Below are 25742 nucleotides of genomic sequence, written 5' to 3'. Positions count from 1 at the left end.
GTCTCTTATGGGGTGCCCCAGGGCGTGGGGGTGCCCCAGGGCGTGGGGTGAGGCTCAGCCCAGGCGGGCGACAAGAGCCTCGTACTCGTCCCAGAGCTCCTTCGGGGTGTGGGACCCGAACGTCTCCAGGTGGGCCGGAATGAGACCCGCTTCCTCGCGCCAGACCTCGGGGTCGACGGTGAGGAGCAGGTCGAGGTCGGCCTGGCTGATGTCCAGTCCCTCGGTGTCGAGCGCGCCCTCGGCCGGCAGGATGCCGATCGGGGTCCGCACGCCCTCGGCCCGGCCGTTGAGCCGGTCCACGATCCACTTCAGGACGCGGCTGTTCTCGCCGAAGCCCGGCCACACGAAGCGGCCCGCGGCGTCCTTGCGGAACCAGTTGACGTAGTAGATCTTCGGCAGCTTGTCCGGGTCGTGGGTCTTGCCCAGGTCCACCCAGTGGCCGAAGTAGTCGCCCATGTTGTAGCCGCAGAACGGCAGCATGGCGAACGGGTCGCGGCGCAGTTCGCCGACCTTGCCCTCGGCCGCGGCGGTCTTCTCGCTGGCCACGTTGGCGCCGAGGAACACGCCGTGCTGCCAGTCGAAGGACTCGGTGACCAGCGGCACCGCGGAGGCCCGCCGGCCGCCGAACAGGATCGCCGAGATCGGCACGCCCCGGGGGTCCTCCCACTCGGGCGCGATGATCGGGCACTGGGCCGCGGGGACGGTGAAGCGGGCGTTGGGGTGGGCCGCCGGGGTCCCGCTCTCCGGCGTCCAGTCGTTGCCCTTCCAGTCCGTCAGGTGGGCCGGCGGCTGCTCGGTCATGCCCTCCCACCACACGTCGCCGTCGTCGGTCAGGGCGACGTTGGTGAAGACCGAGTTGGCGTACATCGTCTTCATGGCGTTGGCGTTGGTGTGCTCGCCGGTGCCGGGCGCGACGCCGAAGAAGCCGGCCTCGGGGTTGATCGCGTAGAGCCGGCCGTCCTCGCCGAACCGCATCCAGGCGATGTCGTCGCCGATGGTCTCCACGGTCCAGCCGGAGATCGTGGGCTCCAGCATGGCCAGGTTGGTCTTGCCGCAGGCCGAGGGGAACGCGGCCGCGATGTACTTGACGGCGTCGGCGCCGCCGCGCGGCGGGGTGAGCTTGAGGATCAGCATGTGCTCGGCCAGCCAGCCCTCGTCGCGGGCCATCACCGAGGCGATCCGCAGCGCGTAGCACTTCTTGCCGAGCAGCGCGTTGCCGCCGTAGCCGGAGCCGTAGGACCAGATCTCGCGGCTCTCCGGGAAGTGCGAGATGTACTTGGTCGCGTTGCACGGCCACGGGACGTCGGCCTGGCTCTCGGCGAGCGGGGCGCCCACGGAGTGCACGGCCTTGACGAAGAAGCCGTCGTCGCCGAGCTCGTCCAGCACCGGCTGTCCCATGCGGGTCATGGTGCGCATCGAGACCGCCACGTACGCGGAGTCGGTGATCTCCACGCCGATGGCGGACAGCGAGGAGCCGAGCGGGCCCATGCAGAACGGGACGACGTACATCGTCCGGCCGCGCATGGAGCCGCGGAACACGCCGCCCTCACCGTTCTGGCCGACGAAGACCTCGCGCATTTCCGCGGGGTCCTTCCAGTGGTTCGTCGGGCCGGCGTCCTGCTCGCGCTCGGAGCAGATGAAGGTCCGGTCCTCGACGCGTGCCACGTCCGTGGGGTCGGATGCGGCGTAGTACGAGTTGGGGCGAAGGGTGGGATCGAGTGGGGTGAAGGTGCCCTTTTCCACGAGTTCCCCGGCCAGCCGGTGGTACTCCTCCTCGGAGCCGTCACACCACACGACCTCGTCGGGCTGGGTCAGTTCGGCGATCTCGCCGACCCAGGTGATCAGTTCCTGGTGGTTGGTGGGAGCCGCAATACCGCGCGCCACGATCGCTCCGTCCCGCCGGGTCCGCACAGACCGGCGTCACATGTTGAGGGTTGGGTCGGCCCCTTGGGGGCTGCGGCCCGGACGCGTTCGTGGAATGCTCATCCGGTGCCGTCCGCACTCATATGAGTGTGAGCCCCTTCAAATGATTCTGTCCAGGGGACCGGGGGTGACCCACGCCACGTACCCGAGCGGAGTCCTACTTATGGGTAACTTACGGTTCCGTAGGTACGATTGACGTCATGACCGACGTGGAGGAGACGGGCGCGGCGCTTCCTGCCGTCGATCCGGCCGAGCTGCCGAAGCTCGCGAAACCCAAGCTCAGAGGGTGGCTGCACGCCGGGATGTTCCCGGCCGTACTGGTGTCGGGCGTCGCTCTGACCGCATTCGCGCAGAGCACCAGAGGACGTATCGCCTGCGCCGTCTTCACGGTCACCGCGTGCGCACTCTTCGGAGTCAGCGCCCTCTATCACCGTGGGAACTGGGGTCCGCGCAGCTCAGGAATTTTGCGGCGACTTGACCATGCCAACATCTTCCTGATCATCGCGGGCACCTACACGCCGCTGACCATCCTGCTGCTGCCCGGGGCCACCTCGGAGCTGCTGCTGTGGCTGGTCTGGGCGGGAGCGCTGGCCGGCATCGCGTTCCGGGTCTTCTGGGTCGGCGCCCCGCGCTGGCTCTACACCCCGTGCTACATCGCGCTCGGCTGGGTGGCGGTCTTCTTCCTGCCGGACTTCCTGCGCACCGGCGGTGTCGCGGTGATGGTCTGCGTGATCGTCGGCGGCGTGCTCTACAGCACCGGAGCGGCCGTCTACGGCTTCAAGAAGCCGAACCCCTCACCACGCTGGTTCGGCTTCCACGAGGTCTTCCACTCGTTCACGCTGGCCGCGTTCGCCGTCCACTACGTCGGGATCTCGCTGGTGGCCTACCAGCACTCCTGACCCCGTCCGGTCCGCCCGGCCACCGTCCCCAGGTCAGCCCCGGCCCCGCCCCCCACGGGAGGCGGGGCTTCGTCATGCTCAGCTGCGGCGCGGCCCCGTCCACACCTGGGAGCGCAGCTGCGAGCGCAGCGTGCGCGGGTCGGAGGTCGGCGCGTCGCACACGAAGTGCCGGCAGACATAGGCGGCGGCCCGGCCGCCGCGGGTGGGGCGGTCCTCCAGCAGCGGGAACTCGGTGGAGCCCTCCTCGCCGATGGCCACCACCGCCCCGGGCGCCGCGCCCAGCAGGGCGGTGCGGTGCAGCTCGGAGGTGAGCGGGTCGCCGGTGGGGCCGACGACGGCGACCTCGCGCGGCCCGTCGAGCATCGCCTCGGCCACCGCGAGTCCCCAGCCGACGAACCGCGGGGCCCGCGGCGCGAGCGCCCCCACCACGCCCAGCGCCCGCTCGGCGGCGGACCGGTGCGCCTGCGAGCCGGTGTGCGCCGCGTAGGACAGCAGCGCGCCGGCGGCGGCGTTCCAGCCGGACGGCACCGCGTTGTCCGTCGGGTCCTGCGGGCGCCGGATCAGCGCCTCCGCGTCGTCGGCGGTGTCGTACAGGGTGCCGTCGTCGGCGGTGAAGTGGTGCAGCACCGAGTCCAGCAGCAGCCCGGCGAAGTCCAGCCAGACGCCCTCGCCGGTGACGCCTGCCAGGGCGATGAAGCCCTCGGCGACGTCGCCGTAGTCCTCCAGCACGCCCTGGTGCGGGCCGGCGGTCCCGTCGCGGGAGGTGCGGAACAGCCGGCCGCGGCCGTCCATGTGCACCCGGACCAGCAGGTCGGCGGCGTCCACCGCCGCCTGCACCAGGTCGGGGCGGTCGAAGTAGGCGCCGGTCTCGGCGAGGGCGGCGATCGCCAGGCCGTTCCAGGCGGCGACCACCTTGTCGTCGCGTCCGGGACGCGGCCGCCGGGCGCGCGCGGCCAGCAGCCGCTCGCGCACCGAGCCGACCCGGTCGGCGTCCACCACGCCCGTGCCCTGCGGGAGTTGCAGGACCGAGGCGCCGTGCTCGAAGGTGCCCTCCTCGGTCACCCCGAAGTAGGCCGCGGCGAACGCGGCGTCCTCCGGGCCCAGTTCGGCGGCCAGCTGCTCGGGTGTCCAGACGTAGTGGGCGCCTTCCGCGGGCTTGCCCGAGCCGTCGTCGCTGTCGGCGTCCAGCGCGGAGGCGAACCCGCCCTCGGCGGTGCCCAGTTCGCCGATCACGAAGTCAGCGGTCTCCAGCGCGACGCGGCGTGCCAGGTCGGAGCCGGTGGCCCGCCACAGGTGCGCGTACACCCGCATCAGCAGCGCGTTGTCGTACAGCATCTTCTCGAAGTGCGGGACCACCCAGTCGCGGTCGACGCTGTAGCGGGAGAAGCCACCGCCCAGCTGGTCGTAGATGCCGCCGCGGGCCATCGCCTCGCAGGTGTCGCGGGCCATCTGCAGCGCGCCCTCGGCACCCGTGCGCGAGTGGTGCCGCAGCAGGAACTCCAGCGCCATCGACGGCGGGAACTTCGGGGCGCCGCCGAACCCGCCGCGCCGCGCGTCGTACTCGCGGGTCAGGCCCAGCAGCGCGCTGCCCAGCTCGCCCTCGCCGACCGGCACCGGCACCCCGTAGGCGCCGGCCCGTTCGGACAGCTCCCGCACGATCCGGGAGGCGACCTCGCCGACCTCGTCGCGCCGGTCCCGCCAGGCGGCGACGACACCCTCCAGCACCTGCATGAAGGACGGCATGCCCTGCCGGGCGACCGGCGGGAAGTAGGTGCCGAAGTAGAACGGTTCGCCGTCCGGGGTGAGGAAGACCGTCATCGGCCAGCCGCCCTGCCCGGTCGCGGCCTGCACCGCCTCCATGTACACCGCGTCGACGTCGGGCCGCTCCTCGCGGTCGACCTTCACCGCGACGAAGTGCTCGTTGAGGTACTCGGCGGTGGCCGCGTCCTCGAAGGACTCGTGCGCCATCACATGGCACCAGTGGCAGCTGCTGTACCCCACGCTCAGCAGCACCGGCACCCCGCGCTTGCGGGCCTCGCCGAACGCCTCCTCCCCCCACGGCCACCAGTCCACCGGGTTGTCCGCGTGCTGCAGCAGATAGGGCGAGGTAGCGTCACCGAGTCGGTTCACACCGTCACCTTCTCACGCCCCCGGCACCTCCCGTCACCGCCCGCCGCCCGGGTGTCGCCGGGTCGTGACCACACCGGCACGCCGCACGCACACGGACGGCGCAAAGGCCCCGCGGCCTGCGCCGGTTCAGTCGTTCGACCACAGCATGTCGGCCGACCGGGCGCAGTTGGTCGTGACGGCGTCCCCGGCGAAAGTGGTGCTGTTCTGGAGGCACTGCCCGGCCGTCGAGGCGCTCTCCACGACGGTGCCGCTGGAGGTGGACGAGCCGAACTTCCACAGGTCGGCGGTGGTGCTGCCGCAGGTGGCCATGTAGGTGAAGTTGCTGCCGGTGCCGGCGAGGCAGGTACCGCTGGCCGCGTTGCGCAGCTCGAACCGGCCGCCGGACACGGCGGCGTAGGTCCACTTGAAGGAGGCGGCCGAGGAGCAGCCCGCGAGGTAGGCGGCGGTGCTGTGGTTGAGGTCGAAGATCAGGCAGCGCCCGTCCAGGGCGGACTTGAGCCGGTGGGTGCCGCTCGCGGTGGTGCCGGAGCCGCCCGAGGAGGTGCTGCCGCCGCCCGAACTGCCCGAGCCGCCGGCACCACCCGAGGCCGTCGCGCCCGCGGACCCGCCCGTCTTCCCCGAACCGCCCGGTGTGCTGCCGGAGCCCGTCGGCTTCGACGTTCCGGTGGCCGTGCCGTGCGGGTGCTTGCCGCCGGGGGCGCCGCCGGCGTGGCCGGTCGGGGAGTTGGCCGGCCTGGTCGACGACGCGGCGGTGGACGGTGCCGCGCCGGCAGACGAGGTGCCGGCCGCGGACGCGCCGGCGGCGGAAGCGCTCACCGTGCCGCTGCCTTCGGCCGAGGGCGGGGTGTGGGTCTTCGGGGAGAGAACGTAGGGGGCGAGGGCCACCGCGCCGCCGGTGGCGGCGATGACCAGGGGCACCACCACGATGCGCGGGAACCGCCACTTGCGCCGCTCGGGAGCGGCAGCCTGGGGCGGTACGGCCTTTCCGTTCGCCCTGCCCGCGGGATCGCGACCGGGAGCCGGTTCGGACGCGGGCTCGGACGCAGCCGCTACCGCCGTTGCCGCCGCCGGCTCGGGCGCCGGCTCCGGTTCGGGTATGCGCTTCGCCGACTCGGCGTGCCTGGCGAGGAGTTGCCGCACCGGCTCCGGCCAGAGCACCGCGTCCCCGGTCACGTGCTCCACGGCCGTCCGGTTCAACTCCGCGGCGGTGGGCCGGGCCTGCGGATCCCGTGCCAGGCAGCCGGCGACCACGGCGGCCAGGTCCTCGTCGACCGCGCGCAGCGGTCCGAGGTCGGGGTCCTGGTGGATGATGCGGTACAGCATCTGCACCCCGCCGCCGTCGCCGTACGGCGGGCACCCGGTCGCCGCGAACCCCAGCAGGCAGCCGAGGGCGAACACATCGGTGGCCGCGGTCAACTCCCTTTCGCCGGCTGCCTGCTCGGGAGACATGTACGCCGGGGTGCCGATCGCCATCCCCGTCTGCGTCAGCCGGCTCTGCTCCAGCGCCTGCGCCACCCCGAAGTCGATCAGGGTCGCCCCGTCGGGGCGCAGCATCACGTTCGACGGCTTGAGGTCCCGGTGGACGACACCGATCTCGTGCACCGCCGCCAGCTCCGCCGCGGCCTCCCGCAGCAGCAGCCAGAGGTCCGCCACGGACAGCGGCCCGCCGTTCGTGCGGAGCGCCTCGTCCAGGGTGACGCCGGAGATGTAGGCGGTGGCCAGCCACGGAGGCCGGGCCTCGCGATCGCTGTCCAGGAGCTCGGCGCTGACCCCGGCGGGCAGCCGGGCCAGGTTGTCCAGCTCGTGGCCGAAGCGCCGCACGAAGCCCCGGTCCTCGGCCAGGTGCGGATGCACCTGCTTGACCGCGGCGAAGCGCCCGCCGGCCACGCCCAGGTACACCCGGCCCATCCCGCCGGACCCGAGCCGGCCCAGCAGCGCGAAGGGGCCGATCCGCCGCGGGTCGTCCGCCAGCAGCGGAACTGCTCCGAGGCCACTCAGGTCCCCGCTGTCTCCCCCGTGCACAGTCATGCGCGGCAGGCTAGCCAAACCGCGCACGCGTTGTCAGGCCGGAACGCCTGTCGCCGGTGCGGCGCCCGCACGCAGTCGACCGGGCCGGAAAAAATAATCCGGGCCGTGTGTCGAATCGCCGGGGGGTCGTTCGACGCGTTGGTGAAGGCGGGGAAGGCCCGCCGCGGGACACGTGGAAGAGGACAGTGCGATGCGCTACATGATGCTGCTGGAGCTGGACCCCTCGAAGGCTCCCTCGCAGGGCCCCAGCGAGGAGCTGATGGAGGAGATGGGCAAGCTCATCGAGGAGATGACCAAGGCCGGGGTGCTGCTGGACACCGGCGGGCTGAAGCCGGCCGACGAGGGCACGGTGATCCGGCAGTCCGGCGGCAGGCAGACGGTGGTCGACGGTCCGTTCACCGAGGCCAAGGAGGTCATCGGCGGGTACTGCATCGTCCAGGCCAAGTCCCAGGAGGAGGCGGTGGAGTGGGCTTCGCGGTTCCTCGCCATCCACGGCCCCGAGTGGGAGCTGACCTCGTACGTGCGCCAGATCGAGGAGCCTGCCTAGCCGGGACGCGGGTCCCGGGCGCACCGCCCGGGCCCGGGGCGGGCCCAGGGCCGGGGGGACCGTGGCGCGGGCCGCCGGTGCTTTGCACCCGCGGCCCGCGCCTGCTGTCATGGGTTGGCGTGAGTGCAGATGCGACGGCGGACGAGCGGGCCCGCAGGGCGGTCGACGCGGTCTGGCGGATCGAGTCGCCGCGACTGGTCGCCGGGCTGACCCGGATGGTGCACGACCTCGGCGTGGCCGAGGAGCTGGCGCAGGACGCGCTGGTGGCCGCCCTGGAGCAGTGGCCGGGGCAGGGCGTGCCGCGCAATCCCGGCGCGTGGCTGATGACCACCGCCAAGCGCCGCGCCGTGGACCGGATCCGCCGCAACGAGACGTACGCCCGCAAGCTGGAGCAGCTCGGGCACGAGCTGGAACTCGGCCAGGGCGCGGCCGCGTTCGAGGAGCCGGACGACCCCGAGGTGATCGAGGACGACCTGCTGCGGCTGGTGTTCATCTCCTGCCATCCGGTGCTGTCCCGGGAGGCCCGGGCGGCGCTGACGCTGCGGCTGCTCGGCGGCCTGACCACGGACGAGATCGCGCGGGCCTTCCTGGTCTCCGAGGCCACCGTCGCGCAGCGCATCGTGCGGGCCAAGCGCACCCTGTCCCGGGAGAAGGTGCCGTTCGAGGTGCCGTACGGGCCCGAGCGGGCGGACCGGCTCGCCTCGGTGCTCGAAGTGGTCTACCTGGTGTTCAACGAGGGGTACGCCGCCACCGCGGGCGACGACTGGATGCGGCCCGCGCTGTGCGAGGAGGCGCTGCGGCTGGCCCGGGTGCTGGCCGGACTGATGCCGGCCGAGCCCGAGGTGCACGGGCTCGCGGCGCTGCTGGAGATCCAGGCGTCCCGCTCGGCCGCGCGCACCCGGGGCCCGGTGCCGGTGCTGCTGCTGGACCAGGACCGCGGCCACTGGGACCAGCTGCTGATCCGCCGCGGCTTCGCGGCGCTGGCGCGGGCGGAGGCGGCCGCCCGGGCGCGCGGCGTCCCGCCGGGCCCGTACGCGCTCCAGGCGGCCATCGCCGCGAGCCACGCGCGGGCGCTGGACCCCGAGGACACCGACTGGGCGGCGATCGCCGCGCTCTACGAGCAGCTGGCGGTCCGCGCGCCCTCCCCCGTCGTGGAGCTGAACCGCGCGGTCGCGGTCGGCATGGCCCAGGGCCCGGCGGCCGGGCTGGCCCTGGTGGACGCGCTGGCCGCGAGCCCTGCCGGGGCCGCGCTGGCCGACTACCACCTGCTGCCGAGCGTCCGCGGCGACCTGCTGGCCCGGCTCGGCCGGTCCGCGGAGGCCCGCGCCGAGTTCGCCCGGGCCGCCGCCCTGACCCGCAACAAGGCCGAGCGGACGCTGCTGCTGGAGCGCGCGTCCTCCACGGCTTGCCCGCGTGGCACGAACGCCCCGCCCCCCTGACCGCCCCCACGGTGCCCCACACCGACCGTACGACGGCAACGAGCCCCGAAGGGGCGCGGGGAACTGCGCGCTGAGCCCATCTCCGGGCCTCAGGTCGTCACCGCCCCGAAGGGGCAGTTCTGTCCGTCCCGGACCACCGGCCGGTGGCCGGTTGCTCGCGCTCGGGGCACCTCCCCGGCGCAGCTCTGGGGGACCCCGCGCCCCTGACGGGGGGCACTCCACCACGCGACCAGCCCGCCGTGGCCAAGGCATACCGCCGACGCGGCCGAGCGCACGGCACCCCCCGCCTGCCCGGGGGGGGCCGGCCCGCCGTGGCCAAGACGTACCGCCGACGCGGCCGAGCGCACGGCACCCCCCGCCCGCCCGGGGGGCCAGCCCGCCGTGGCCAAGACGTACCGCCGACGCGGCCGAGCGCACGGCACCCCCCGCCCGCCCGGGGGGCCAGCCCGCCGTGGCCAAGACGTACCGCCGACGCGGCCGAGCGCACGGCACCCCCCGCCCGCCCCCCGGGGGGGCCGGCCTCGTGACGTCAGGGCGCACCGCATACGCGGGAGTTGACGCAAAAGCGGTGCGTTTCCCATCCACCGGATTCACACTCGTTCGGGTGCTTGACGTCCGGTCGGGGCGGGCACCAACACCACCCAGGGTGGTCGACCTTCAGCGGGAGGACATGTGCCGGAGTCACGGATCGCGCTGCGGGCGGCGGATCGCGGGGATGTGGAGCGGCTGCTGGAGCGGGCCGTGTCGGGCCGGGACGCCGGGCACCGCACGCCTGCCGAGACCGCCGCCCTGCTCGCGCGGGGGCGGGAACAGCTGGCGGAGATCGCGGACGCGGCGGCCGAGGAGTACGCGGCGTACCGGCGCGCGCTGGCCGCCGCCGACCGGTCCGGCACTCCCCCGCGCGCGTCCGGCTCGATCGGGCTCGCGGCGGGCGTCTCCGCGGCGGTGGCGTTCGGCGTGGATCTGGGCTTCGGGGTGGGGCCGGGGGTCGCGCTGGCGACCGGCGCGCTGGTGGGCGTCGCCGGGGCGGTCGTGGGAGGTGTGACGTCCGGGCGGGGCGGCAAGGACGCGGCCGCCGGTCCCGGCGGGTCCGCGCAGGCCCGGCTGCTGTGGCTGGCGGCCGTGGACCGGCACGGCATCCTCCCGTTCCTGGAGGCGGAGTCCGCGCGGGCGGCCGCACCCGCGGCGGCCTCCGCCGCGGAGGCCGCCCCGGACGCGGACCCGGCCGCCGGGACACCGGCCTCGGGCACGACCGCGGCCTCCGGCCGGACGGCCGCCTCGGGCACGACCGCGACTTCCGGCAAGACGGCCTCCTCGGGCAAGGCGGCGGCCTCCGGCAAGGCTCCCTCCGCGGGCCCGGTCCCCGCCCCGGCCAAGGTGCCGGGCCCCGCGACCGTCCCGCCGCCCCGCCGTTCCGGCGACCGCAGCGCCGCGGCCCGGACCCGGGCCGTGCTCGACCAGTCCTTCGGCCATCTCCCCGAGTACCAGGGGCCGTTCACCGGCCGCCGCGGCCATCTCGGGCAGATCGCCCAGTGGGTGCACCAGGCCCGCGCGTCGACGGGGGTGCGGCCCACCGTGGTGCTGCTGCACGGCCCGGCCGGCAGCGGCCGCACCATGCTGGCGGTGCGCGCCGCCCAGCAGTTGAAGGACCAGTTCCGGGGCGCGTGCGTGGTGGACCTGCGCGGCGCGGACGCCCCGCTGCCGGCCAGGGACGCGCTGCTGCACCTGCTGAACCGGCTGGGCGCACCCCGCGACCAGCTGCTGTTCCGGGACCGGCAGGAGCGGCAGGACCACGGCCAGCAGCTGCGCCGGCTCACCGACCAGTACCAGAAGCACCTCACCGACGTGCCCGTGGTGATCGTGCTGGACGAGGCGACGACCGCCGAGCAGGTGCGCAGCGCGGTGCCGGAGCGCTCGGAGTCCCTGGTGCTGGTCACCGCCCGCGAGCCGTTCGACCTGGAGCTGCCGGACACCTGGACGCACACCCTGGAGGTCGGCCCGCTCGACCTCGACGACACCTTCGAGCTGCTCGGCGACCTCGCCGAGGGGGCCGGGGCGCAGGGGCCGCGCCCCGAGGAGGCCGAGCGGCTGCGGGAGCTGTGCGGGGGCCTGCCGGTCGCGCTGCGGATCGCCGGCGCGGCACTGCCCGAGCACGGCAGCGCCGCCCAACTGGCCGCCGACATCGCGGTGTTCGGCCCGCAGGACCCGGTCGACCGGGTGCTGGCGCTGAGCTACCACGACCAGCCGGAGCCCAACCGCCGGCTGCTGCGGCGGCTCGCCCTGGCCGGCCGGGCCAGCTTCGGCGCCGCCGCCGCGGCCGCGCTGCTGGCCACCGACGAGCAGGAGGCCGGCCGCCGGCTGGAGGAGCTGGCGGCCGCCGGGCTCGTGGAGAACGTCCGCGGCAGCCGCTACCGCCCGCACGAGCTGGTGCGGCGGTTCGCCGGCGAGCGGCTGCTGGACGAGGAGGACCCGGTGGAGCGGGTGGCCGCGCACGAGCGGCTGATCCGCTCGTACGCGGACCTGGCGAACACCGTGATCCGGCTGGTCGAGGGGAAGACCTCCACCCGCGCCGGCCGGTTCGGGCAGCACGGCTTCCCCTCCCTCGACCAGGCGCTGCGCTGGCTGGACGAGGAGACCAGCTTCATCACCGGGGCGCTGCGCAACGCCGAGGGCGTGGACCGGGCCGCGGTGCAGGCGCTGCTGGGCGCGCTGTGCGACTACTGCCTGCTGCGCGGCGACCTGTACCGGCTGGGCGAGATCAGCGAGATGGCGCAGGCCCAGCAGGCCCGCGCGCAGGGCGCCGGACGGCCCGGCGAGGACCGCTCGGTGCTGGTCCGCTCGGTGCAGTGGCGCACCGGCATCGCGGCCCGGCAGCTCGGCGAGCTGGACAAGGCGCGGTCCACCCTGACGTCGGTGGTCGACCTGTACTTCGAGGCGCAGCACCCGGCGGGCGCCGCCCGGGCGCTGAACAGCCTCGGCATCACGCTGCACCACCAGGGCAACCTGCGGGAGGCCGAGGCCAAGCTGCGGGAGGCGCTGGCGATCCAGGGCACGTCGGCGGAGCTGGCCGAGGACCGGGCGTGGACGCTGCACGCGCTGGGCGCGGTGCTGCGCGACACCGGACGGCTCGGGGAGGCGCTGGAGCTGCTCCACGAGTCGCTGGCGCTGCACCGGGCCAACGAGAGCGTGCAGGGCGAGGCGTGGGCGCACCTGCAGCTGGGCCAGTCGTACCTGCTGCTGGGCATGGTCGACGAGGGCGAGGCGTCGCTGCGGGCGGCCGGCCAGTCGTACGCGCTGGCCCGCGACCCGCGCGGCTCGGCGTGGACGCTGACGCAGCTGGCCAGGACGCGGCTGCTGCGCGGCGCCGCCCAGGACGCGGCCCGCGACCTCGACGAGGCGGTGCAGCGGCACCGCGGCAACGACGACGCCCGCGGCGAGGCGTGGACCCTGTACCACCTGGGGCAGGCGCTGGAGGAGTGCGGCGACACCGACTCGGCGCTGCGCACCCTGGAGCGCTCGCGCAGCATGTTCTCCCGGATGCGGGACGTGTACGGGCTGGCGTGCGCCCGGCACCACTCGGCGCGGGTGACCCGCGACCAGCGGGCGGCGCGGACCGGGAACCTGCGCAACAGCGGGTTCGCCCGGCAGCTGCTCCAGGACGCGCGGCAGGACTTCCGGCGGATCGGGGTCGAGCACGGCGAGGCGTGGTCGTGCGTGGAGCTGGCCGTGATCGACGCCGGCAACGGGCGGCTGCTGGAGGCGCTGACGATGCTGGAGGAGGCCGCGGAGCTGTTCTCCGCGCTCGGCGACCTGCGCGGCCGGGACTGGGCGGAGTTCCTGCGGGCGACGATCCTGCCGCTGCTGGCCGCGGACAAGGACAGCGCGGGGGCGACGGGTACCGCGTACCCGCCGGAGGTCGCCGAGGAGGCCCGGGCGACGCTGCAGGCCCTGGCCGCGGAGCTGCACCCGGGGCAGGACCCGGACCTTCAGGAGTACGCGGCCGCCTACGGGCTGCTGCTGGACCGCGGCAGCATCGTCCCCGGCGGGCCCTGGGACGCCTGGCGGCTGGGCATGACGCCGGGCCGCTCGGCCCGCATGACGATGGCGCTGCCCGCGGCGGGCGGCGGCATGTGAGGCCGGCCGGTGGCGGCCGCCGGTGCGGTCAGGCGCCGGCGGACTTGGCGGACCGCTGGGGCCGGGCGTCGTCCTTCGGGGCGGCGGCCGGCTTCTGCTCCGGCTTCTCCTCGAAGTCGATCTTCTTCATCTGCTTGCCCATGTTCTTCATGAGCGCGTACAGCCCGACGGCCATCACGGCGAAGATCACGAAGCCGAGGAGCCCGGGCGTCACCTTGTTGTCGTCCAGCTCGGCGGCGAGCGGAACGAGCTGGTGGAGGGCGTGGGTCTGAGTCACGCCCTCCATTGTCCCCTAGGCCCCGCGGACGCCCGCAAAGAGGTCGTCCTCCGGGAGGGAGACGTCCACGCGGGAGCGCGCCAGCTCGTAGTCCTCGGTCGGCCACACCTCGCGCTGGAGGTCCATCGGGACGCGGAACCAGCCGCCGTCGGGGTCGATCTGGGTGGCGTGCGCGAGCAGCGCCTTGTCGCGGATCTCGAAGAAGTCGGCGCACGGCACGCGGGTGGAGATGTTCCGCTCCGGGCGGGCGAACTCGTCCCAGCGCTTGAGCCACTCCCCGTAGGGCGACTCCAGGCCGCGGGCCAGCAGGGCCTCGTGCAGCGCGATGGTGCGCTGCTTGTTGAAGCCCTGGTTGTAGTAGAGCTTCAGCGGGGTCCAGGGCGCGCCGGCCTCGGGGAAGCGCGAGGGATCACCCGCGGCGTCGAACGCCGCCATGGAGATCGTGTGGGTCATGATGTGGTCGGGGTGCGGGTAGCCGCCGTTCTCGTCGTACGTGGTGATCACGTGCGGCCGGAACTCGCGGATCAGCCGCACCAGCGCGCCGGCCGCCACGTCGACGTCCTGCAGCGCGAAGCAGCCCTCGGGCAGCGGCGGCAGCGGGTCGCCCTCGGGCAGGCCGGAGTCGACGAACCCCAGCCACGCCTGGCGCACGCCCAGGATCTGGCGCGCCTCGTCCATCTCACGGGCGCGCACCTCGTGGATGTGCTCCTCGATGTAGGGGTCGCCCTGGAGCTTGGGGTTGAGCACCGAGCCGCGCTCGCCTCCGGTGCAGGTCGCCACCAGTACGTCCACCCCCTCGGACACGTACTTGGCCATGGTGGCCGCGCCCTTGCTCGACTCGTCGTCGGGGTGGGCGTGGACGGCCATCAGTCGCAGCTGCTCAGTCAAGGCAGAAACCTCAAGTCTCCCGTTGTCGATCCCCCTCCGTCGGCGGGAAGGGCGCCTTCTATAGTGACCGAGTGCGGGGGCGAATAATTCCACGGTCCCCGAACGGGAGGAACGATCATGACGGCCGTGCAGTCCGGCCCGCCCGCCTCCCCTCCTGAGGGGCGCTACGGCAGCGGCGACCGCCGCTTCGACCGCGACGCGGACGCCCGCGCCGACCGCAAGCTGCGCCGCCTCGCGCTGGTGCTCGGCGTGCTGCTGGCCGCCGGCATCGGCTGGTACGGCTACCGCAGCATCGCCGACAGCCCGGTCAGCGCGCAGGTCGTCGCCTTCAAGCCGGTCTCCGACCAGGCCGTGGAGATCCATCTGGAGGTCCACAAGGACGCCGGGTCCACCGTGGTGTGCACGCTGCGCTCGGAGGACGCCGACCACAACGAGGTCGGCCGCAAGGACGTCCGGCTGTCGCAGCACGGCACGCAGGTCGACACCGTCGTCACGGTGCGCACCACCTCCCGCGGGACCACCGGTGAGCTGGTCGGCTGCAGTACCGCGTCGTCCTGACGCGGCGGTTCCGCCCGCCTGAGCCGGCCCGGCCGGTGAGACGTTGCCCCGGGCGAGGGGGCCGGTGCCGGGCGGCCGGTGCTTCGCTCCCGTCCGGCGCCGGGAATTGTTAGGCTCGTGGTTTCGTCCCGGCAGCCGGTGGCAATGCACTTGTTCACCGGGCACACACCTCTGTGCCGGCTTGCGGGGACGATCGGCCGGTCGCATTCGTTGACGCGACGGCACACCGTCCGCGGAGGGTCCGCCGGACAGGCACACCGCACGACAGTACCGACGAGGAGCACCTGTGACCCAGACCAGCGACAACGTCACCTGGCTCACCCAGGCGGCGTACGACCAGCTCAAGGCCGAGCTGGAGCACCTGTCTGGTCCCGCACGCGCCGAGATCGTCGCCAAGATCGAGGAAGCCCGCCAGGAAGGCGATCTCAAGGAGAACGCCGGGTACCACGCGGCGCGCGAGGACCAGGGCAAGCTCGAGCTGCGCATCCGCCAGCTCAACCAGATCCTGGAGACCGCCAAGGTGGGCGAGGCCCCGGCGGACGACGGCGTCGTCGCGCCCGGCATGGTCGTCACCATCGCCTTCGACGGCGACCCCGACGACACCACGACGTTCCTGCTGGGCTCGCGCGAGGGCGTGGCCGGCGATCTGGAGACGTACTCCCCGCAGTCGCCGCTCGGCAGCGGCGTGACCGGCAAGCGCACCGGCGAGGACGCCACTTACGAGCTGCCCAACGGCAGGTCGGCCACGGTGAAGATCCTCGACGTCAAGCCCTACCAGGGCTGACGCCCCCGAGCACGACGTCACCCCGGCCGCCGGACTGCTCCGGTGGCCGGGGTGACGTGTGTTTCACGGGCGCCCGGTGCCCGTGCGGGTGCCCTGGGTGTCCTCGGTCAGGCGGTCGCCGAGCGGTACTTGTGGACCGCCCAGGTGCGGAAGACCGCGACGATGATCACGGACCAGATCAGGGACGCCCACACCGGGTGCTCCATGGGCCAGGCGCTGGAGTGGCTGACGCCCGGGTTGCCGAACAGCACGCGGCACGCCTGCACCGTCGCGCTGAACGGGTTCCAGTTCGCGACCGGCTGCAGCCAGCCCGGCATCTGGGAGGAGTCCACGAAGGCGTTCGACACGAACGTCACCGGGAAGAGCCAGATGAGGCCGCCGGAGGTGGCCGCCTCCGGGGTGCGCACGGACAGGCCGATCAGCGCGCCGATCCAGGAGAAGGCGTAGCCGAGGAGCAGCAGCAGCGCGAACGCCCCGAACATCTTGGGGATGCCGTTGTGCACGCGCCAGCCGACCAGCACGCCGACGATGGCGAGCACCACCACGGTCAGCGCGGTCTGCACCAGGTCGGCCAGGGTGCGGCCGGTGAGCACCGCACCGCGGGACATCGGCAGCGACCGGAACCGGTCGATGAGCCCCTTGTGCATGTCGTCGGCGATGCCCGCGCCGGCACCGGCGGTGGCGAAGGTGACGGTCTGCGCGAAGATGCCCGCCATCAGGAAGTTGCGGTAGTCGGAGGCGCTGAGGGAGCCGCCGACGGCCACCGAGCCGCCGAAGACGTAGCTGAACAGCACCACGAACATGATCGGCTGGATGAGGCCGAAGATCACGACCTCGGGGATCCGCATCATGCGCAGCAGGTTGCGCTTGGCGACCACCAGCGAGTCGTGCGCGGACTGCAGCAGCCCGCCACGCGCCACCGGGGCCAGGGTGACCGACGGGCTGTCGGTGACGGCGCTCACTTCACTGCCTCCTTCTGCTTCGCGGCGGCAGGCGCGCCGTCCTCGTCGTCGGTGTTCCCGGTCTCCTCGGCGGCGTGGCCGGTGAGCGAGATGAACACGTCGTCCAGCGTCGGGCGGCGCAGACCGATGTCGTCGATCTCGATGCCCGCGCCGTCCAGGTCGCGGATGACCTCGGCGAGCAGCTTGGCGCCGCCGGTGACCGGGACGGTGATCTTGCGGGTGTGCTGCTCGACCTTGGCCTCGCTCAGGCCGTAGCGGGCCAGCACGCGCGCGGCCTCGTCGATCCGCGCCCGGTCGTGGGCCACGACCTCGACCCGCTCGCCGCCGGTCTGCGCCTTGAGCTCGTCGGAGGTGCCGCGGGCGATGACCTTGCCGTGGTCGATGACGCAGATGTCGTGGGCGAGGTGGTCGGCCTCCTCCAGGTACTGGGTGGTGAGCAGCAGCGTGGTGCCGCCCGCGACCAGTTCCTGGATGACCTCCCACAGCGCCTGGCGGTTCCGCGGGTCGAGGCCGGTGGTGGGCTCGTCCATGAACATCACCGGCGGGCTGACGACCAGCGCCGCGGCCAGGTCGAGGCGCCGCCGCATGCCGCCGGAGTACGTCTTGGCGGTGCGGTCGGCGGCGTCGGCCAGGTTGAACCGCTCCAGCAGTTCGTCCGCCCGGCGGCGCGCGTCCTTGGCGCCCAACTGGTAGAGCTGGCCGACCATCCGGAGGTTCTCCCGGCCGGTCAGGTACTCGTCGACCGCCGCGAACTGCCCGGACAGGCCGATGTGCCGGCGCACCTCGTTGGGGTGCTTGAGTACGTCGATGCCCGCCACGACGGCGGTACCGCTGTCGGGTTGCAGCAGGGTGGTCAGGACGCGCACGGCGGTGGTCTTGCCCGCGCCGTTGGGGCCGAGCAGGCCGAGGACGGTGCCCTCCGGCACGTCGAGATCCACGCCCCCCAGTGCCCTGACGTCACCGAAGGTCTTGACGAGACCCTCGGCGTAGATGGCGCCCGGCATGTTCTTCGCTCCTGTCGGTGGATTGCGGTGGGACTGCGGCCGCGTCCGGTGTCCGCGGCCCTCTCATTCGACCGGTGGCCGCGGTGAAACTCATCGGCCGCACGGTCGCCGGGTGCGTCGCCCCAGGATCCGCGGGCGGCACCCTCACGACGATAGGACGCGAGAATGCCAGACGCGATATATCGCGTCAACCCATTTAAGGAGTCGCTCAGGTGAGCACCGTGTAGCCGGCGTCCCGCAGGGCGGTGGCGACCGCCGTGCAGTGCTCCGGCCCCTTCGTCTCCAGGTGCAGCTCGACCTCCGCCTCGGTCAGGCCCAGCCGGGGGTCGGTGCGCACATGGCTGATGTCGAGGACGTTAGCGTCCACCACTGACAAAACCCCCAGAAGCGTGGCCAGCGCGCCGGGCCGGTCGGTGAGCAGCAGCCGCAAGGACAGGTAGCGGCCGGCCGCGGACATGCCGTGCCGCAGGATGCGCTGCATCAGCACCGGGTCCACGTTCCCGCCGGACAGCACCGCGACGATCGGGCCCTGGAAGGAGTGCGGGTGGGCGAGCAGCGCGGCCACCGAGCTGGCGCCGGCCGGCTCCACCACCAGTTTGGCCCGCTCCAGGCACAGCAGCAGCGCCGAGGACAGCTGGTCCTCGGTGACCGTGACGACCTCGTCCACCAGGTCGCGGATCACCGCGAACGGCACGTCGCCGGGCCGGCCGACCATGATCCCGTCGGCCATGGTGGCCACCGAGCGCAGCGCCACCGGCCGCCCGGCCTCCAGTGACGGCGGGTACGCGGCGGCGCCCGCCGCCTGCACGCCGACGATCCGCACCTCGGGCCGCAGCGCCTTGACCGCGACCGCCAGGCCCGCCGCCAGCCCGCCGCCGCCGATGCCCACCACGATGGTGCGCACCTCGGGGCACTGCTCCAGGATCTCCAGGCCCACCGTGCCCTGGCCGGCGATGATGTCCGGGTGGTCGAAGGGGTGGATGAACACCGCGCCGGTCTCGTCGGCGTAGTCCCGCGCCGCGTGCAGCGTCTCGTCCACCACGGTGCCGGTCAACCGCACCTCGGCGCCGTACTCGCGGGTCGCGGCGACCTTCGGCAGCGGCGCGCCGACCGGCATGAAGACGGTGGAGTGGACGCCGAGCAGCGAAGCGGCGAGCGCCACGCCCTGCGCGTGGTTGCCGGCGCTGGCCGCGACCACGCCGGCCGCCCGCTCCTCCGGGCGCAGGCCGGAGATCCTGACGTAGGCGCCGCGGATCTTGAAGGATCCGGTCCGCTGAAGGTTCTCGCACTTCAGGTGCACCGGTGCTCCGACCAGCGACGACAGGTGCCGCGAGCCTTCCATGGTGGTGACCCGCGCGACTCCTGACAGCATTTTGTGTGCGCCGCGAACGTCGTCGAGGGTGATCGACTGGGGCGCCGTCTGCTCCATGGGGCCAGTCTCGCAGTTCCCGCGGGGCGGTACGGGCGGCGCGCTCACCTGGGAGTCTGTGCCGGGGTCCAGAACAGGCGGCCGGACGGCCGCGGCGGGACCATGGGAGGGCCATCGCCGGCCGCCGCGCCGGTCCCCTGCCTGGACCCCGCTCCGGTTTCCCCGGGAAGGGTCCCGCGGCCATCACGACGCCGTACTCTTCTTCCCAACTTCCCGCCGTCCCGCCCTTTCAGCAGGGCCGACAGATCGCGAGCTTCAAGGTCATGTCCAACCCTCAGGAGACCTCGACCGACCTCCTCGAGCGCCTCCAGCACCAGGTAGCCCTCTTCGCCCGCCGAGCGGAACAGACCCGGCTCGGCGGCGTCGGCAAGGCCCGCAACTCGATGGACCGCGCCGCCTACCTGCTCCTCAACCGGCTCGACCGGGAGGGGCCGATGGGCGTCAAGGCCCTCGCGGAGGCCATGGGCATCGACTCCTCCACGGTCACCCGCCAGGTCGCCCCGCTGGTCGACACCGGCCTGGTCAAGCGCACCTCGCACCCGGAGGACGGCCGGGCCGTGGTGCTGGCGCTCTCGCCGCGCGGCCGCGGCCGGCTGGACGAGGTCCGCGACTCCCGCCGCCGTCTGATGGCGCAGGTGACGGACGACTGGACGCCGCAGGAGCGGGAGGTCTTCACCGACCTGCTGTTCCGCTTCAACATCGCGCTCGCGGAGTGGCACACCGGGTTCGGGCAGCGCGAGGACGCGGAGGAGAACCCCGCGCAGGCGGCCGACCCGGCGGACGCGCCGGTGCTGCGCGAGCCGGCCGGGACCGGCGCGGCGGCGGTCGCCGGAGGAGACACCCAAGGGGGTTGACCTGAACGCAAGGTTGCCGTCCTATGGCGGCGTGGGCAGACGCCGGGCGGCAGCGGACAGCCGACGGGACGCCGAGTTCGCGGCGTTCACCGCCGGCGCGGGGGGTCGACTGCTGCATTCCGCCACCTTGCTGACCGGCGACCCCGCCGCCGCCGAACGCCTGCTGACCACCGTGCTCGCCCAGGTCTACGCCGACTGGTTCCGGATGCGCGCGGAGGACCCGTACGAGCAGGCCAGGAGCGAGATGGTGCGCCGCTTCCACCACCGCCCGTGGTGGCGGCGGCCACACGGCGGCGAACTGGACCGGCTGTCCGGGCGGGAGCGCCTGGTGATCACGCTCCGGTTCTTCGAGGGCGTCGCCGAGGAGCAGACCGCTGCCCAACTGGGGCTGCCGGCCGACCGGGTGCGGGCGATCTGCGCGCGGGCGACGGCCACCCTGCGCAGCCGTCCGGATCCGCGGCTCGCCGGCGCGGAGCCCGCCGGATCGCCGGCGGCGCGGTCCCGTTCCGCCGCCGACTCCCGGGACCGGTCCGGGGATCCGGCCGCGATTCCGGGTGCCGGGAAGCCCGATCGGTCCGGGGGGTCCCCGGACGCCGCGCGGGACCCGGCGGTCGCCGCGCCGGCCGGGGCCCGCCGCTCCGAGGGCACGCCATGAGCCCGCTGCGGAACCGGCGCGACGACGAGGTGCGGCGGCTGCTCGACACCCCGCACCCCGCCGTGCCCGTGGACCTGGCCACCCGCGCGGTGCTGCGCGGGCGGCGGATCGTGCGCCGCCGCCGGATCGAGCACACCGTGCTGTGGGTGCTGCTCGCCGCGGCGGCGGTCGCCGGGATCGTGCTCGCCGTGCTGGCCTGGCCCGACCACCCCGCGCCGGACGTCCCGGCCACGGGCACGTGGTGGCCGCAGACCGGTCCGAACTGACCGCCGCGGGACGGCGGCTCAGGCCCCCAGGGCCTGGGTGAGGTCGGCCAGCAGGTCGTCGACGGCCTCGATGCCGACCGAGAGCCGGACGAGGTCGGCCGGCACCTCCAGCGCGGAGCCGGCGACGGACGCGTGCGTCATCCGTCCCGGGTGCTCGATCAGCGACTCGACGCCGCCCAGCGACTCGCCGAGGGTGAACAGCCGGGCCCGGTCGCAGACCCGCACGGCCGCCTCCTCGCCGCCGGCCACCCGGAACGACACCATGCCGCCGAACGCCTTCATCTGCTTGGCAGCGACCTCGTGCCCGGGGTGGGACTCCAGGCCCGGGTAGTACACCTGCGTCACCTTCGGGTGCGCGGCGAGCATCTCGGCGATCCGCCCGGCGTTGGCGCAGTGCCGGTCCATCCGGACGGCGAGCGTCTTGACGCCGCGCATCACCAGCCACGCGTCGAACGGCCCGGCCACCGCGCCCATCGCGTTCTGGTGGTAGGCCAGTTGCTCGCCCAGTTCCGCGTCGGAGGTGACCAGCGCGCCGCCGACCACGTCGGAGTGCCCGCCCATGTACTTGGTCAGCGAGTGCACGACGACGTCCGCGCCGAGCGCGAGCGGCTGCTGCAGGTAGGGGCTGGCGAAGGTGTTGTCGACGACCAGCCGCACCCCGGCCTGCCGGGCCACTCCGGCCAGCGCGGCGATGTCGGTGATGCCCAGCAGCGGGTTGGACGGGGTCTCCACCCAGATCAGCTTGGTCTGCGGGCGGACCGCGTCCCTGACCGCCTGCACGTCGGAGGTGTCGGCCACCGACCACTCCACGCCCCAGCGCTCCACGACCTTCGCGAACAGCCGGAAGGTGCCGCCGTACGCGTCGTTGGGGATCACCACGTGGTCGCCGGGCACGAGCAGGGTGCGCAGCAGGCAGTCCTCCGCGGCCAGGCCGCTGGCGAACGCCAGGCCGCGCCGGCCGCCCTCCAGCGCGGCGAGGTTCTGCTCCAGCGCGGTCCTGGTCGGGTTGGCCGAGCGGCTGTACTCGTAGCCGCCGCGCAGGCCGCCGACGCCGTCCTGCTTGTACGTGGACACCTGGTAGATCGGTGTCACCACCGCGCCGGTCGTGGCGTCCGCCGGCTGGCCGGCGTGGATCGCCAGCGTCTCGAAGTGCTCGCTCTCGTGGCCGGTGTGGCCCGCGGTGCGGTGCTCGCTGTGCTCATCGCTCATGCCGCCGAGCGTAGCCGTCGCGGAGCGCCCTTTCCGCTGGCCGACAGCCCGTGCCGGACCGTATGATCCGCTCCTGCTCGAACTCCCGTGCGGCGACCGCGCGGTACGGGGGTTCGCCGTCCTGTGGGGGGACCTTCCGATGAACGCGTCACTGCGCGCTGCCCGCGCGCTGCTGCTGCTTGCCGGCTTCTACCTGATGGGCCTGGTCCTGCTGGGCCTCGTCCTCACGCTCGACGCCTTCGTGGTCGTCGGACTGCTGCATGGCCACGCGCTCTTCGCCCTGGTCAAGCTGCTGCTGATCTCGCTGGCGCTGACGGTGCCGGTGCTCGACGGAATGCTCGCGATGCTGCGGCGCAAGGGGGACGACGGCCCCGACGGCCACGAGGTGACCGCGGCGGCGCAGCCCGAGCTGTGGGCCGAGGTCGCCGAGGCGGCCCGGCTCGCGGGGACCCGCGCCCCCGACCGGGTGGTGCTGATCGGCGACGTGAACGCCGCGGTGGCCGAACGCACCCGGCTGCTGGGCCTGGTGCCGGGCCGGCGCAGCCTCTACCTGGGCGTGCCGCTGCTCACCGGGCTCACCGTGCCGCGGCTGCGGGCCGTGCTGGCCCACGAGTTCGGCCACTACGGTCACCAGGACACCCGGCTGGCGAGCATCACCATGCGCGGCCGGGTCGCGATGACGCACACCATCGATTCGTTCCGCGCCGGCGCGGCGGACGGCAGCCGCAGCCACGCCTTCCTGGGCAACCTGTACGTCCGGTACGCACGGCTCTACCTGCGGGTCTCCCAGTCGGTGGCGCGCCGCCAGGAGCTGGCCGCCGACCGCGCCGCGGCGCTCGCCGTGGGCCGGCGCACCACGGCCAACGCCCTGCGCGAAGTCCCGCTGCTGAGCACGGCGTTCGGCTTCTACGTGACCCGGTACGCGACGGCCGGCCGGAAGGTGTCGCTGCTGCCGCCGGCCGGCGAGTTCTACGGCGGCTTCCGGCACCTGCTGGCGGACCCGGACCGCGGCGAGGAGCTGGCCCGGATGCGCGCCGGCCTGCCCGAGGAGGAGCAGTCGCCGTACGACTCGCATCCGCCGATGGCCGAACGGGTGCGGCTGATCGAGGAACTGCCGGACGACGGCCGGCCCGACGACCCGTCGGCGCCCGCCGCGCTGACGCTGCTCCGCGACCGTGCGGGTGTGCTGGCCGCGGTCGAGTCGGCCACCTTGGTGGCCGACGTCGCCGGCTTCCGGCGGGTCGCGTGGGCGGACCTGTTCCAGAGCAAGGGGTGGTCGGCGGCCACGGCGGCCGCGGAGCCGCTGCGCAAGGCCGTGTTCGCGGTGCGCGGCGGGGACGCGGCGATGCTGCCGACGATCGAGGAGACGCTGGACGCGATCGACGCGGGCCGGCTGTGGACCGAGATCGTGCCCCGGCTGCCCGTGCCCCGGGGCGGCACCGGGCAGGGCTCCCCCGAGGAGCTGCGGTCCGCGGTCCGCGACGGGCTCACCGCGCTCGCCCACCTCGCGCTGGCCCACGCGGGAACGGCCCGCTGGGAGCTGTCCTGGGCCGGAGCGCCGGTCCGCCTCGTCCTCCCCCCGGACGTGTCCGCCCACCTGGCCACCGCGGTGGAAGCCGCATCCACGGACACCCCCGACACCACCCCCCTCCGCCGCCTGCTGACGGAACCGCAGGCCCCGACGGCCGCCGATCCGGCACCGGACGCCCCGGGCGCCGTTGACCCGGCACGGGCAGCGGAGAACCCGGAGGCCGGCGACCCGGCACGGGCAGCGGAGAACCCGGGGGCCGGCGACCCGGCACGGGCAGCGGAGAACCCGGGGGCCGGCGACCCGGCACGGTCAGCGGTGGCCCCGGGAGCCGTTGACCGGGCACCCGCCGCGGAGAACCCGGGGGCCGGCGGCCCCGCCGGGGGCCGCTGAGGACTCGGGGGCCGACGCCCCGGCATCTACAGAAGTAGACCCGAGGTCCACCGGCCCCGGGCTCGCAACGGAAGACCCGGGAGCCGCCCACCCGACACCCGCCGCGGAGAACCCGAGGTCCACTGACGGACGCGGGCGGCGGAGAACCCGAGGTCCGCCAGCCCCGCAGCCGCCGCGGAGAACCCGGAGGCCGGCGGCCCCGCAGCCGCATCGGAAGGGCCCGCGGGGGCCGGCCCGGCTCGGCGGGACCCGCTGCCGGTGGCATCCTCCGAGGCGCGGTCGGGCAACGGCTGACGGCCCACCGCACTCGGGTGGGGCGCCTGGCCCGGCCCGACAGCGCAGGCCCGCAAGGGGCTCGGCATCCGTCGCGGAACCCCGGGCCTGCGGCGCGCGCGGGTGCTCAGCGTGAGCGGCCCGCGGGGGTGCCGGTCGCCACCGGCCGGGTGGCGGGGCCGGTGGCGGTGCCCAGGAGCCGGCCGCGGGGGTCGGCGCCGGGGCGGCGCAGGCAGCGGACGGCCAGGACGGCGTAGAGGCCGGCGAGCATCACGGCGTCCCGGAACGCCCGCCGCTGGAGGGACTCCAGGGACGGGAGGAGCAGCGCGCCGTTCTGCGGCAGCAGCACGATCCAGAACCAGGGTGAACGCGGCACCGAGGCCCGCAGCGGCAGCGAGGCCAGCAGGACCGGCAGGATCACCAGCACGTAGTGCAGGAACGCGGGCCGGGACGCCACGAAGGCGCACAGCATGAGCATGCTCGCCGTCTCCACCAGGCGGAGCCGCTGGTCGCCGCCGCGCCGCCAGCGCGCCCGGGCCGCCAGCACGCCCGCCACGGCAAGGGTGACGGCGATGACGTCCGCCGCCGTGTGCGGCATCCCGAGCCGCGGCAGCACGGTGCCGAGCGACGCGTCGTACGGCCGGGCGAACGCGTCCTGGCCGTGCAGCAGGAACGGCAGGGTCTTGGTGGCGAGGAGCCCCGGGTGCGGGATGAGCAGCGCGGCGAGCACGGATGCCACGAGCGGGATGCCGGCCAGCACCGCCAGCGCCCGCCATCTGCGGGCCAGCACGAACAGCAGCGCCACCGGCACGAGCATCGGCTTGCAGCAGATCGCCGCGCCGACCACCGCGGCCGCGGCTGTCCAGCGGTCGCGGGCGGCGAGGCCCAGGGCGACCGGCAGCGCCAGCACGGACGCCACCGTCCAGTTGCCGAGGCCCACTTCGCTGCGGAAGGGCGCGAAGTACGCGAGCCCGCCGGCGACCGCGACGCCGAGCCTGCTGCGCGGGCTCACGTCGAAGATCCGCAGCGCCGCCCACCAGCCGGCCAGGATCAGCAGCGCGGTGACGATCGGGACCAGCACCTGGAGGACCCGCGGGCCGAGTTCGGCCTCGGGCACGGCCAGCAGCACGCTGCTGGGCAGGTAGAGCAACCGCTTGTCGGCGTACGGCGAGCCGCCGTCGAGCAGCGCCCGGCCGGCCCGGACCAGCACCCGGTTGTCGATGCCGTTGGCCGCCGAGCCGGCGATCTCGGTGACGGTCAGCACCAGGAGCGCGGCGGCCGCGGCCTGGGCGGGCAGGGAGGCGCGGGTCCGCAGCCAGGCGCCCGGCGCGTCGACGCCGTGCGGCCCCCGCTCACCCGGTGCGTCGACGCCGTGCCGCCCCCGCTCACCCGGCGCGTCACGCCGATCGCTCCCGGCACCCGCCGTGTCGCGGCCCCGCCCGCCGCCACCGCCGGCGCCGTTCAGCCGCACGACGGCCAGCCGTATGTCATGGTTGCTCCCGGTCCGCCGGCCTCTGAGGCAAACATCCTCAATTGCTTATAGCAGCACCGCCGGGGCGGTC

General features: G+C 74.2%; 20 protein-coding genes. 10 read left to right on the top strand and 10 right to left on the bottom strand.

All coding sequences use genetic code 11. The features are described from left to right. Window positions 1-54: 54 nt before the first annotated feature. Window positions 55-1884, bottom strand: a complete 1830-nt coding sequence (locus ACH4TG_RS32655; RefSeq protein ID WP_398246231.1) for a phosphoenolpyruvate carboxykinase (GTP) — start codon at window positions 1882-1884, stop codon at window positions 55-57. Window positions 1885-2123: 239 nt separating this feature from the next. Between ACH4TG_RS32655 and ACH4TG_RS32650 the strand changes: the two genes are divergently transcribed. Then, entirely contained in the window at window positions 2124-2822 is a 699-nt protein-coding gene (locus ACH4TG_RS32650) for a hemolysin III family protein (RefSeq protein WP_398246230.1), read from the top strand. Window positions 2823-2900: 78 nt separating this feature from the next. Here ACH4TG_RS32650 and ACH4TG_RS32645 read toward each other — a convergent pair whose 3' ends face one another. Together ACH4TG_RS32645 and ACH4TG_RS32640 are read right to left on the bottom strand one after the other, a co-directional pair. Then, the gene (locus ACH4TG_RS32645; protein WP_398246229.1) at window positions 2901-4952 is read right to left on the bottom strand and encodes a thioredoxin domain-containing protein; all 2052 of its coding nucleotides are present in this window, start codon (window positions 4950-4952) and stop codon (window positions 2901-2903) included. A 126-nt stretch (window positions 4953-5078) separates the two neighbouring features. Then, window positions 5079-6980, bottom strand: a complete 1902-nt coding sequence (locus ACH4TG_RS32640; protein WP_398246228.1) for a protein kinase — start codon at window positions 6978-6980, stop codon at window positions 5079-5081. 190 nt (window positions 6981-7170) lie between these two features. Between ACH4TG_RS32640 and ACH4TG_RS32635 the strand changes: the two genes are divergently transcribed. The 3 genes from ACH4TG_RS32635 (at window position 7171) to ACH4TG_RS32625 (ending at window position 13100) form a co-directional block, all read left to right on the top strand. Further along, on the top strand, window positions 7171-7527 hold the full coding sequence (locus ACH4TG_RS32635; RefSeq protein WP_398246227.1) for a YciI family protein: 357 nt from the start codon (window positions 7171-7173) through the stop codon (window positions 7525-7527). Window positions 7528-7646: 119 nt separating this feature from the next. Beyond that, window positions 7647-8966 (top strand): RNA polymerase sigma factor, encoded by a 1320-nt coding sequence (locus ACH4TG_RS32630; RefSeq protein ID WP_398246226.1) that lies wholly within the window; start codon window positions 7647-7649, stop codon window positions 8964-8966. 672 nt (window positions 8967-9638) lie between these two features. Next, window positions 9639-13100, top strand: coding sequence for a tetratricopeptide repeat protein (locus tag ACH4TG_RS32625; protein ID WP_398246225.1), 3462 nt, complete (start codon window positions 9639-9641; stop codon window positions 13098-13100). A 28-nt stretch (window positions 13101-13128) separates the two neighbouring features. Here ACH4TG_RS32625 and ACH4TG_RS32620 read toward each other — a convergent pair whose 3' ends face one another. Both ACH4TG_RS32620 and mca read right to left on the bottom strand, forming a co-directional pair. Further along, the gene (locus tag ACH4TG_RS32620) at window positions 13129-13386 is read right to left on the bottom strand and encodes a hypothetical protein (protein ID WP_398246224.1); all 258 of its coding nucleotides are present in this window, start codon (window positions 13384-13386) and stop codon (window positions 13129-13131) included. Between the two features lie 6 nt (window positions 13387-13392). Further along, complete coding sequence (mca, locus tag ACH4TG_RS32615; RefSeq protein WP_398246223.1) at window positions 13393-14265, bottom strand: mycothiol conjugate amidase Mca; 873 nt, start codon at window positions 14263-14265, stop codon at window positions 13393-13395. Window positions 14266-14382: 117 nt separating this feature from the next. Here mca and ACH4TG_RS32610 point away from each other — a divergent pair, with 117 nt between their 5' ends. Both ACH4TG_RS32610 and greA read left to right on the top strand, forming a co-directional pair. Continuing rightward, entirely contained in the window at window positions 14383-14823 is a 441-nt protein-coding gene (locus ACH4TG_RS32610) for a DUF4307 domain-containing protein (RefSeq protein ID WP_398246222.1), read from the top strand. A 286-nt stretch (window positions 14824-15109) separates the two neighbouring features. Beyond that, window positions 15110-15607 (top strand): transcription elongation factor GreA, encoded by a 498-nt coding sequence (gene greA, locus ACH4TG_RS32605; RefSeq protein WP_398246221.1) that lies wholly within the window; start codon window positions 15110-15112, stop codon window positions 15605-15607. Window positions 15608-15714: 107 nt separating this feature from the next. On the opposite strand, the gene ACH4TG_RS32600 is transcribed toward greA, so the two are convergent. The 3 genes from ACH4TG_RS32600 to ilvA all read right to left on the bottom strand — a co-directional run bounded on the left by ACH4TG_RS32600 (window position 15715) and on the right by ilvA (window position 19002). Further along, a complete protein-coding gene (locus tag ACH4TG_RS32600) occupies window positions 15715-16569 on the bottom strand; it encodes an ABC transporter permease (protein ID WP_398246220.1) in 855 nt (284 codons plus the stop codon). Next, window positions 16566-17573, bottom strand: coding sequence for an ATP-binding cassette domain-containing protein (locus ACH4TG_RS32595; protein ID WP_398246219.1), 1008 nt, complete (start codon window positions 17571-17573; stop codon window positions 16566-16568). Before ACH4TG_RS32595 ends, ACH4TG_RS32600 begins: the two co-directional genes overlap by 4 nt. 208 nt (window positions 17574-17781) lie before the next feature. Further along, window positions 17782-19002, bottom strand: coding sequence for a threonine ammonia-lyase (gene ilvA / locus ACH4TG_RS32590; RefSeq protein ID WP_398246218.1), 1221 nt, complete (start codon window positions 19000-19002; stop codon window positions 17782-17784). A 263-nt stretch (window positions 19003-19265) separates the two neighbouring features. On the opposite strand from ilvA, the gene ACH4TG_RS32585 reads away from it, so the two are divergent. Genes ACH4TG_RS32585 through ACH4TG_RS32575 form a run of 3 tightly spaced genes read left to right on the top strand, consistent with a single transcriptional unit; the run spans window position 19266 to window position 20777 of the window. Beyond that, window positions 19266-19856, top strand: a complete 591-nt coding sequence (locus ACH4TG_RS32585) for a MarR family winged helix-turn-helix transcriptional regulator (protein ID WP_398246217.1) — start codon at window positions 19266-19268, stop codon at window positions 19854-19856. A 31-nt stretch (window positions 19857-19887) separates the two neighbouring features. Beyond that, window positions 19888-20511 carry a sigma factor-like helix-turn-helix DNA-binding protein gene (locus ACH4TG_RS32580; RefSeq protein WP_398246216.1) on the top strand — a complete coding sequence of 208 codons (624 nt, stop codon included), beginning with the start codon at window positions 19888-19890 and terminating at the stop codon, window positions 20509-20511. Continuing rightward, window positions 20508-20777 carry a hypothetical protein gene (locus ACH4TG_RS32575; protein ID WP_398246215.1) on the top strand — a complete coding sequence of 90 codons (270 nt, stop codon included), beginning with the start codon at window positions 20508-20510 and terminating at the stop codon, window positions 20775-20777. Before ACH4TG_RS32580 ends, ACH4TG_RS32575 begins: the two co-directional genes overlap by 4 nt. An 18-nt stretch (window positions 20778-20795) precedes the next feature. On the opposite strand, the gene ACH4TG_RS32570 is transcribed toward ACH4TG_RS32575, so the two are convergent. Beyond that, on the bottom strand, window positions 20796-21986 hold the full coding sequence (locus tag ACH4TG_RS32570; protein WP_398246214.1) for a cystathionine gamma-synthase: 1191 nt from the start codon (window positions 21984-21986) through the stop codon (window positions 20796-20798). Window positions 21987-22125: 139 nt separating this feature from the next. Between ACH4TG_RS32570 and ACH4TG_RS32565 the strand changes: the two genes are divergently transcribed. Continuing rightward, on the top strand, window positions 22126-23907 hold the full coding sequence (locus ACH4TG_RS32565; protein ID WP_398246213.1) for a M48 family metalloprotease: 1782 nt from the start codon (window positions 22126-22128) through the stop codon (window positions 23905-23907). Between the two features lie 400 nt (window positions 23908-24307). Here the strand turns inward: ACH4TG_RS32565 and ACH4TG_RS32560 are convergent, their stop codons facing one another. Continuing rightward, entirely contained in the window at window positions 24308-25651 is a 1344-nt protein-coding gene (locus ACH4TG_RS32560) for a glycosyltransferase family 87 protein (protein ID WP_398246212.1), read from the bottom strand. Between the last annotated feature and the right edge of the window lie 91 nt (window positions 25652-25742).

The sequence above is a fragment of the Streptomyces sp. NPDC020917 genome, from assembly GCF_044333795.1.
GTDB lineage: Bacteria > Actinomycetota > Actinomycetes > Streptomycetales > Streptomycetaceae > Actinacidiphila.
This window is presented reverse-complemented; position numbering and strand designations above follow the sequence as displayed.

Bases quoted from the DNA above. Each gene is read 5' to 3' on its own strand.
- ACH4TG_RS32650 (WP_398246230.1), top strand. From the start codon at position 2,124: ATGACCGACGTGGAGGAGACGGGCGCGGCGCTTCCTGCCGTCGATCCG.
- ACH4TG_RS32640 (WP_398246228.1), bottom strand. From the start codon at position 6,980: ATGACTGTGCACGGGGGAGACAGCGGGGACCTGAGTGGCCTCGGAGCA.
- ACH4TG_RS32635 (WP_398246227.1), top strand. From the start codon at position 7,171: ATGCGCTACATGATGCTGCTGGAGCTGGACCCCTCGAAGGCTCCCTCG.
- ACH4TG_RS32620 (WP_398246224.1), bottom strand. From the start codon at position 13,386: ATGGAGGGCGTGACTCAGACCCACGCCCTCCACCAGCTCGTTCCGCTC.
- ACH4TG_RS32610 (WP_398246222.1), top strand. From the start codon at position 14,383: ATGACGGCCGTGCAGTCCGGCCCGCCCGCCTCCCCTCCTGAGGGGCGC.
- ACH4TG_RS32595 (WP_398246219.1), bottom strand. From the start codon at position 17,573: ATGCCGGGCGCCATCTACGCCGAGGGTCTCGTCAAGACCTTCGGTGAC.
- ilvA (WP_398246218.1), bottom strand. From the start codon at position 19,002: ATGGAGCAGACGGCGCCCCAGTCGATCACCCTCGACGACGTTCGCGGC.
- ACH4TG_RS32585 (WP_398246217.1), top strand. From the start codon at position 19,266: ATGTCCAACCCTCAGGAGACCTCGACCGACCTCCTCGAGCGCCTCCAG.
- ACH4TG_RS32575 (WP_398246215.1), top strand. From the start codon at position 20,508: ATGAGCCCGCTGCGGAACCGGCGCGACGACGAGGTGCGGCGGCTGCTC.
- ACH4TG_RS32570 (WP_398246214.1), bottom strand. From the start codon at position 21,986: ATGAGCGATGAGCACAGCGAGCACCGCACCGCGGGCCACACCGGCCAC.
- ACH4TG_RS32565 (WP_398246213.1), top strand. From the start codon at position 22,126: ATGAACGCGTCACTGCGCGCTGCCCGCGCGCTGCTGCTGCTTGCCGGC.